8 protein-coding genes are annotated in these 8682 nt (G+C 56.2%); 6 read left to right on the plus strand and 2 right to left on the minus strand.

The features are described from left to right. Positions 1–13: 13 nt before the first annotated feature. The 3 genes from HMPREF1487_RS06265 to HMPREF1487_RS06275 are packed head-to-tail and all read left to right on the plus strand — an operon-like array spanning position 14 to position 4797. The gene (locus HMPREF1487_RS06265) at positions 14–502 is read left to right on the plus strand and encodes a GNAT family N-acetyltransferase (RefSeq protein ID WP_010795772.1); all 489 of its coding nucleotides are present in this window, start codon (positions 14–16) and stop codon (positions 500–502) included. Next, a complete protein-coding gene (locus tag HMPREF1487_RS06270) occupies positions 499–1641 on the plus strand; it encodes an efflux RND transporter periplasmic adaptor subunit (RefSeq protein ID WP_010795773.1) in 1143 nt (380 codons plus the stop codon). The genes HMPREF1487_RS06265 and HMPREF1487_RS06270 overlap by 4 nt, the downstream gene beginning before the upstream one ends. 9 nt (positions 1642–1650) lie before the next feature. Next, positions 1651–4797, plus strand: a complete 3147-nt coding sequence (locus HMPREF1487_RS06275) for a multidrug efflux RND transporter permease subunit (protein WP_010795774.1) — start codon at positions 1651–1653, stop codon at positions 4795–4797. An 87-nt stretch (positions 4798–4884) separates the two neighbouring features. On the opposite strand, the gene HMPREF1487_RS06280 is transcribed toward HMPREF1487_RS06275, so the two are convergent. Continuing rightward, a complete protein-coding gene (locus HMPREF1487_RS06280; RefSeq protein WP_010795776.1) occupies positions 4885–5358 on the minus strand; it encodes a GNAT family N-acetyltransferase in 474 nt (157 codons plus the stop codon). A gap of 15 nt (positions 5359–5373) precedes the next feature. Further along, on the minus strand, positions 5374–6003 hold the full coding sequence (locus HMPREF1487_RS06285) for a LysE family translocator (RefSeq protein ID WP_010795777.1): 630 nt from the start codon (positions 6001–6003) through the stop codon (positions 5374–5376). Between the two features lie 436 nt (positions 6004–6439). On the opposite strand from HMPREF1487_RS06285, the gene HMPREF1487_RS06290 reads away from it, so the two are divergent. The 3 genes from HMPREF1487_RS06290 to HMPREF1487_RS06300 all read left to right on the plus strand — a co-directional run bounded on the left by HMPREF1487_RS06290 (position 6440) and on the right by HMPREF1487_RS06300 (position 8076). Continuing rightward, the gene (locus HMPREF1487_RS06290; protein ID WP_010795778.1) at positions 6440–6829 is read left to right on the plus strand and encodes a tautomerase family protein; all 390 of its coding nucleotides are present in this window, start codon (positions 6440–6442) and stop codon (positions 6827–6829) included. 166 nt (positions 6830–6995) lie between these two features. Next, positions 6996–7511 (plus strand): GNAT family N-acetyltransferase, encoded by a 516-nt coding sequence (locus tag HMPREF1487_RS06295; protein WP_219854950.1) that lies wholly within the window; start codon positions 6996–6998, stop codon positions 7509–7511. 136 nt (positions 7512–7647) lie between these two features. Beyond that, positions 7648–8076: a hypothetical protein gene (locus HMPREF1487_RS06300; protein ID WP_010795780.1), complete on the plus strand. Its 429-nt coding sequence runs from the start codon at positions 7648–7650 to the stop codon at positions 8074–8076. The last annotated feature ends 606 nt before the right edge of the window (positions 8077–8682 follow it).

The following is an 8682-nucleotide window of genomic DNA, read 5'->3' on the forward strand; positions in this document are numbered from 1 at the left end:
TCAAGGAGGACTCATGACCATTACCCTACGCGCTATCCGCGAGAGCGATGCCGAAGCTTTGGCATCGATTCTGAACCAGCCGGGCACGCGCCGGGGTACGCTGCGCCTACCCTACCGACCCACTCAGAGCATGAGCGACTGGATCAAGCAATACCCCGCTGAAGACGTTCGGGTACTGGCCGAACAGCAAGGCAACGTGTTGGGCTTTGCAACGCTCAACCGTATGAAAGGCCGGCGGATTCATGTGGCGGAGCTGGTCATTGCGGTTGGGGATGACCACACTGGTAAAGGCGTGGGAACCCAGCTGATGGCGGCGCTGATTGACGCCGCCGACAACTGGATGAACCTCAAGCGTGTTGAGCTGACGGTATACACGGATAACGCGCCGGCTATCGCCCTGTATGAAAAATTCGGCTTTGTTCACGAGGGCACTCAGATCGCCTATGCCTATCGTGACGGTGCCTACGTGGATGTCTATTGCATGGCCCGGGTGAGAGCATGAAGGATGTGGTAAAGGGCGCGCTGCTGGCACTGGCCGTGTTGCTCCAAGGTTGTGAACCCACCGAAAAGACAGCCGAAACGCAAACGCCAGCTGTCCCGAAGGTGGACATCGCAACGGTTACGCCCTCGACGGAGCCGCTGACCACGCGTCTCACCGGCCGGATGGAGGCCTATCGTACGGCGGAAGTCCGTGCCCGCGTGGAAGGTATCGTGGAGGCTCGCACCTACCAGGAGGGCCAGGAGGTCAAAGCCGGTACGTTGCTGTTTCGTATCGACCCGGCTCCGCTCAAGGCCGAGTTGGCTGCGGCAGAAGCCGAGCTGGCCCAGGCACGGGCGGCTGCCGATGCCGCTGAAGACATTGCCAAACGCTCCAGGCAGCTGATGGCCGATGAGTCCATTAGCGCCCAGCAGTACCGCAAGGATTTCTTTACAGAGAAGCAGGCACGGGCTACCCAGAAGGCAGCCGAAGCCAAGGTACAAAGCGCCCGCCTGAAGCTCGCCTATGCCAACGTGACCTCGCCGATTGCCGGCCGCGCACGTCGGGCCGAGGTCACGGAGGGTGCACTGGTCGGTCAGGATGAAGGCACCAAGCTAACTACAGTCGAACAGATCGACCCGATTTATGTGAATTTTGCCCAGCCCATGGCTGATTCCCTGGCGCTCCGGCAGAGCCTTCAGCAGGCCGACAAGCGCGAGAAGCCCATCCTGCGCCTGCGACTGAGCAATGGCTCGACCTACCCTTTGAACGGCACCCTGCTCTTCTCCGATTGGGCAGTGGATGAGAAGACCGACGCCGTAGCCATGCGCGCCATCTTCGACAACCCGGACCACCTGTTGCTGCCCGGAATGTATGTGCAGGTCGAGCTGCAGCAGCCCGGCCAGACGCAGGCCGTTCTTATTCCCCAGCAGGCCCTGACACGCACCCGTGAAGGCGCCTATACCATGGTTGTCGACGAGACCAACCACGCCCACAGCCGCCCGATTTCCGCCGATACGCTCGAAGGCAGTCAATGGCGCGTCACCGACGGTCTGAAAGCTGGCGAGCGGGTCATCCTCAGTGGCAGCGCCCTGAAGGACGGTCAGGCCGTAGAGCCCAAGCAAGCCACCCTGACGACCCAGCCGGTCGCCTCAAAAGAGTAAGCGTAGACCATGTCCTCGTTTTTCATTGCGCGCCCAGTGTTCGCCTGGGTCGTCGCCATCATGATCTTTCTGGGCGGCGGCCTGACGGCGCTGCGTCTGGCGGTGGAGCAATACCCTAACGTCTCGCCTCCGAGGGTAGGCATACAGGCCTACTACCCGGGCGCCTCGGCCGAAGTCATCGAACGTACCGTTACCTCCGTTATCGAGCGCGAGCTGAGTGGTATTGAGGGACTGCTGTACTTCGCCTCCGACAGTACCGCCACGGGCGAGGTGGAAATCGGCCTGTCCTTCGAGCCGGGCACCAATCCGCAGATCGCTTCCATTGAAGTGCAGAACCGCATCAAGCGCGTCGAGGAGCGTCTGCCGGAAAGCGTGCGGCGCCAGGGAATCGAAGTGGACAAGAGCGGTGACAACGACCTACTGTTCGTCACACTCCTGGCAGACAACCCGAACATCACGCATATCCAGATGGGCGACTACGCCACTACCGTGGTGCGCCCTGCCCTCTTGCGTGTGCCCGGCGTGGGCAAGGTGGAGGTCTATAGCCCCGAATACGCCATGCGGATCTGGCCGGACGTTCACAAGCTCACCGCCATGGGCGTGACCACTTCAGATATGGTCAGCGCCATCAACCACTACAACGAGCGCATTACTCTCGGCTCCATTGGCACGCCTCCGGTGCCCGCCAATACCACACTCACGGCCCCGCTGACGGTTGAGGAAATCCTCAATACACCGCAGTCCTTTGGCGCGGTTCCGCTGCGGGTCAACCCGGACGGCTCGGCCCTGCGCATTCAGGATGTGGCTCGTGTCGAGCTGGGCGGCAATTATTACACCTACCCCTCCTACGTGAACGGCAGGCCTTGCGGCGCTATTTCCATCAAGCTTGCTCCCGGCGCCAACGCCCTCAGTACGGCACAGGCTGTAAAAGCCACGCTGGCGGAGCTGTCCCAGCAGTTCCCACCGGGCATGCACTACCAGACGGCGTTCGACACCACGACCTACGTACATATGTCCATCGTGAAGGTGGCCTATACGCTGATCGAGGCGATGGTGCTGGTCTTTCTGGTCATGCTGGTGTTTCTGCAAAACCTGCGCGCCACGCTGATCCCTTCCATCGTGGTACCGATAGCCCTGGCCGGCACCTGTGGCACCATGTTGGCACTGGGTTTCTCCATCAACGTGCTGACCCTGTTCGGCATGGTCCTGGCTATCGGGATTCTGGTGGATGATGCCATCGTGGTGGTGGAAAACGTCGAACGCATCATGCGGGAGGAAGGACTGGCTCCCCGCGAGGCAACGCTCAAGGCCATGCAGCAGATCAGCGGCGCCATTGTGGCAATTACGCTGGTACTGACTGCCGTGTTCATCCCGATGGCCTTTTTCGAGGGCGCTACTGGCTCGATCTACCGGCAGTTCTCCGTGGCGCTGGCCGTGCCGATGGCCTTCTCGGCATTTCTGGCGCTCACGCTGACGCCCGCCCTGTGCGCAACGCTACTCAAACCGGCAGCGACCGATACGCTCAGCCTGGGCAGAGTGGGCCGCTGGGCGGCTTCCCTATCGACAGGCTATCAACGCAGCCTGAGCGGTGTCCTGAATCGCCCGGTGCGCTTCGTGCTGCTGTATCTCGTTCTGCTGGCCGTGCTGGCGCTTCTGTTCAGCCGCCTGCCCGGCTCCTTTGTGCCGAACGAAGACAAGGGCAGTTTTGCCACCGTCGTGCTGCTTCCCACCGGCTCGACCCAGGAAATGACGCATCAGGTCGTAAAGGAAGTGCAGGCCTATCTGCGCAGCGATCCTTCAGTCGGCCAGCTCTTCACCCTGCAGGGCTTCAGTTATTTTGGCGGCGGCGAGAACGCTGCCATGATCTGGCCTACGCTCAAGGATTGGTCCGAACGCAAGGCGCCCGATCAGCACGTCGATGCCATCATCGCACGACTGAACGAGCACTTTGCCAATGGCGTCGCGTCGATCCCCAACGTCACTATCCAGGCCTTGAATACCCCGCCGCTGCCCTCCATGGGACGCACCGCCGGTATCGACATGCGTCTTCAGGATCGCGCAGGGCTTGGGCACGAAGCCTTGCTGGCCGCCAAGGACAAGCTCCTGACACTGGCACGGCAGAATCCTGTATTCGCTACCGCCACCTACTCAGGGCAGGACGACACGCCGCAGCTCAAGGTTTCCATTGATCGCTTGAAAGCCCAGAGCATGGGCGTCTCGGTGGATGAGATTAATTCGACCATGGCCACCCTCTACGGCTCACTCTATGTGGGGGATTTCATCCATGACAATCAGGTCCGCCGAATCGTCATCCAGGCGGAGGGCAAGGACCGGCAACAGCCTGACAGCCTGCTCCAGGCCCGGGTTCGCAATGCTGACGGCGAGATGGTGCCGCTAAGCACCTTCGTGACGCTTAGATGGACAGTGGGCACGATGGCTATCGAGCATTTCAACGGCTTCCCGTCGCTCTCCATCAACGCCACACCGGCGGCGGGCTACAGCACCACCCAGGCGATGGATACCATGGCACGCCTGGTGGGCGAGCTACCCACCGGCGTCGGCTACGAATGGGCCGGCCAGTCCTATCAGGAGCGGTTGTCCGGGGATCAGACACCTCTGCTGTTCGGTCTGTCCATTCTTGTAATCTTCCTGTGCCTGGCGGCGCTCTACGAGAGCTGGTCAGTGCCTTTTGCGGTCATCCTGGCGATTCCGCTGGGCATCATCGGTGCGGTCATGGCCACTACGCTGCGCGGACTGCCGGACGACCTGTACTTCAAGGTCGGCCTCATCACCATCATGGGCCTCACTGCCAAGAACGCCATCCTCATCATCGAGGTGGCCCGCGAACTCCAGCATGAGGGCACTCCCTTGCGTCAGGCCATTCTGGACGCCGCCCGGATGCGCCTGCGCCCTATCGTCATGACGTCCCTAGCCTTCATGTTCGGCGTGCTGCCCCTCATGTTTTCCCAGGGCCCGGGATCGGCCAGCCAGCACGCCATTGGCACCAGCGTTTTCGGCGGCATGCTCTCGGCCACGCTGCTGACCCTGTTTTTCGTCCCGCTCCTGTATGCACTGGTCATGCGCCTCAAACGGCGCGCGGCCTCTGCTGCGTCTTCCGCCCCTACGGACAGGACGGCGCATGAGCTTACGCCCTGATGCGCTGCTTTCGCACCCTTCAGGCCCTGATTTCCAGTGGACGGTAGACCGGTTGATCTGGCTTTTAAAGAATGAGCCGCTCGGCTGCTAACCGGTTTGCTCGGCCAGGATCAATCGCATGCCGATGACATCCACATCCGAGCGCAGCTCCACTGGCTTGAAGCCGAGCTTGTGGTACAGAGACTGTGCCACGGCATTGTCCCGGTAGACGCGCAACGTAACCATGGAAGCGCCTGTGTCCGCCACAGCCTGCCGAATCAGTTGCTCGCACAACTGCTTGCCATAGCCGTGGCCCCGCCAGTCAGGCGAGACGATGATGCGGCACAAGTGGACAGTATCGGGCGAGACGGTTCGGTATTGCCCAAAGGCAAGCGGCCGGTTGACGCCCTCTACCAATGAAAAGCTCTTGCCGGGCACCTCCAGCAGTTCCGGCAACTCAACGGCAGTGAACGGATACCTGAGCTGGGGCCCTGCCCAGCGCGCGCAGGCGTCAGCCGTAGGCACCCAGGCAACCAGTGCCTCGTAATCACTGGGAATCGGTGCGCTTAGTGTGGCAGTCATGGTGCAAACCTCCTCTTAGGCCTGCCGGGCCATCAACAGCTTTACGCCCAGCCCTACGAATAACGCGCCGCTGGCCCGCTTGATCGCCGTGACCCAACGGCTCGCGGAGAGCCGCCTGCTGAGCCTGGACACACTGAAGCAATACACACAGTGTACCGTCACGACAATCAAGGCGATGGTCAGGTACATCGTGGTGAACTGTACAACCAATGATCGTCCCGGCTCGATGAACTGCGGCAAGAAAGCTGAAAAGAAGATAAGCGTTTTCGGATTGCTGATTGATACCAGCAGCGCTTCACCAAAAACCTTGGACGACGAGACACTGAGCGCAATAGCTGGTGTGACCGTAGACGATCCAGGCTGACGTTTGAGCAGCTGCACAAAACCAAGATAGATCAGATAAGCCGCTCCGATCAGCTTCATCGCCAGAAACGCCATCGGCATGGCTGCCACCAGAGCGCCTATGCCAAGCGCCACAAGAATGATCACGAATAGCTGCGCCGTCAGGTTACCTGCCAGGGTCGCCAGCGTTCCCCGTGCGCCATAGCGCAAGGTATTGCGAATGACCAAAAGGACGTTGGGCCCGGGAGAAAGCGTTGTTACCAGGTAAGCAACACAAAAGACAAACCAGACATGCAGCGTCATGGAGCTCTCCATAGGATCACAGATGTTACCGCATCACCATCGTGACACTTTACCTGCCTTACCAGGAAAATGTTGAAGGCCTGGCCCAGCTTAAGGAAAGGTTAAGAGCCTTGCTTCAGGTTAGGCCTTTTACCTCTCTAGTGAGGGCTACTTCTTTGTAGTCATTAGGGCATGCCCCTGCGACTACAAGACTACCTATCAGCTAATAGGTGAAGCTCCAGTGTGATCAGTTACGAGAGGGTTGAATACGGTCCTCCAAGCTGTAACTATGCCCTCATGATTAATACTTTGTTTTCAAGCAGCATGCATTGGCGCCGCTCTATCTAAGAGCGGCCCGTCACGTATTTTCTTAACCGACAGCGCCGCCATGTTCTGGCTGGTGCTGTGCTGTAATCTACTTCCGACATGGCGGCGCTCCAACAAGGAGAGCACGCCCATGGCACAAGTAAAGATCTACGGATTGAGACGTAACCTTGAAGCTATCAGGTCTGAATTATCAGAGGCCATCCACGCTTCTATAGTCGAGGCTTTACAGTACCCGCTAGAGAAGCGCTTTCATCGTTATATCTTACTGGATGAGCTGGATTTTCTTTACCCTGCCGATCGGTCGGAGCGCTACATCATTCTCGAAATAAGTATGTTTGAAGGGCGCTCGGTGAGCGCAAAAAAGCAGCTAATCCATCTCTTGTATAAAAAAATCATGTCAGCAACAGGCATCACTCCTCAGGATATCGAAATTACCTTGTTTGAAACCCCAAAGCATAACTGGGGGATAAGAGGCAAGCCTGGCGATGAGCTCGGGTTGAGTTATCAAGTCACCGTTTAGCATCAGGGCTATAACGGAGGACGTTAATGGTAGCTGCATTCGTGTAGTCGATGGGATATACCCCAACGACTACACCTTGTTCTATAAGCTGTTCTGGTTAGTTAATGTAACGGTAGCCTTCTAGTCACGTTGGGTCGTAAGCAGCTATTTAATGGTGTTAATCAAAATGGCACATAATGTGATATCTGTACGGCCAATAAAACCTAGCGAGTGGCAGCTTTATCGGGATACGCGACTATATGCACTTCGCGACTCTCCCGATGCTTTCGCAAGCACCTATGAAGAAGAAGCTCTAAGAGCAGATGAGAGTTGGAAAGCCCGAATCATTGCGGCTTTTTCCTCCAACAATGACCATGCTTTGTTTGCGCTGGATGGAAATGAGGTTTGCGGTCTGGCTTGGGGAAAGCTATCAGCGAATACCGCTGACATCTTTCAAATGTGGGTAAATCCTAAATCACGAGGGCTAGGTGCAGGCCGCGCTCTGCTCGATGAACTCCTAGCCTGGGCAAAGAGATGTAGAGCGCTCCGTGTCCGCTTAGGTGTTACGGCAGCCGATACACCAGCAATGCATTTATATAAGGCGTTTGGCTTCCTGTTGGATGGAGATCTAGAGCCTCTGCGCAAAGATTCTGTTCTCATGAGTCAGCCAATGGTATTAGAGTTAAGGTCCGCTCTACCTTGAGCGCAAGTCTCTGAGTAGTTATTAGCGTATACCCCAGCGACTACACGTGATTAGTAATCGCACACCTCAAAATCAAGGCCAGTCTTAGATTACTACTACTTTTGAGAATATAAGAAACCATGGAGCCACCTTCTGAATGAAACCAAGCGCACAGTTGTCACGGCCCATCATGGAAGTATTACTAGAACTTAGAAAATCCGCCGCGCTAGTTGAATATTCAAAAATCGAGAGTGACGAGTTTATAAATGTTCCTGAGGCAGGAATTTTCTTTCATGCCCAAGATGTTGATGTTGTTACTGGCTACCGAGTGTACTACCAATCGGTTGGCAAATTTTTTCCCGCTCAGGACGAGCTGAAAGAAGAGCTATCTACTCTTACAACATTAGCTGATGCCAAGGCGCTTCTTGGTGAGCCGGCTAAAACAATTAGGTCATTTCAACTACCAGGCATAGAACCAACTTTTCCTGGATTGCTGTTTACACAAAGCGCAAGAACGATAAGTATCTATCATAAACCTGACGATGATCTTGTCAGCTATGTGCATGTCAAGCTGATACGAAACTAGCTGGTGATAGCTTTTTTTGCGTAGTCATTAGGGTGTACCCCAGCAGCTACATCAAAAGCGTATGCCCTTGGTGTAGCGATTAATTAGCAAGAGGACTTAAACGACTACACCGCCTATTCGCTACACCTAACGACTACACTTTTCGGGGCTCGCAAATTAGAAACGCCCCTGCGTCTATAATTGCTTGATAAACACCGATCAGCCATGTCTCAAGCGTAATGCAGCTGTCCCGTTTGCGCTCTAGAGCATGTTACCTGCCTGCACTTTCTCTTTGAGATACCAGCTGTATTAAGCTTTAGGTAACAACCGAAGCCTCTACTAAAATCAATCCAATATATCAATTTATAAAATCGAAATAATAATTTGATTAGATATTCAGGGATAACTATTAAGAGCCGCTAACAAAACCCATTTCTGGTTGGCTGATATAGGCAAGCACAAGCGTGATACTCACTGAAATCTCTTACCCTTGCCCTGCCGCCTACGCTCATTTATGAGGTTTTGTTAGCAGCTCTAAGAGGGTGTAGACAAAATATACCTGGAGTAAGCTGACCCTCTGGTTCTAAGCCTTTGGGGTCTGTTTATGACTAAGCATAACAGGACTGA

The organism is Pseudomonas sp. HPB0071, from assembly GCF_000478505.2.
Classification (GTDB): domain Bacteria; phylum Pseudomonadota; class Gammaproteobacteria; order Pseudomonadales; family Pseudomonadaceae; genus Chryseomonas; species Chryseomonas luteola.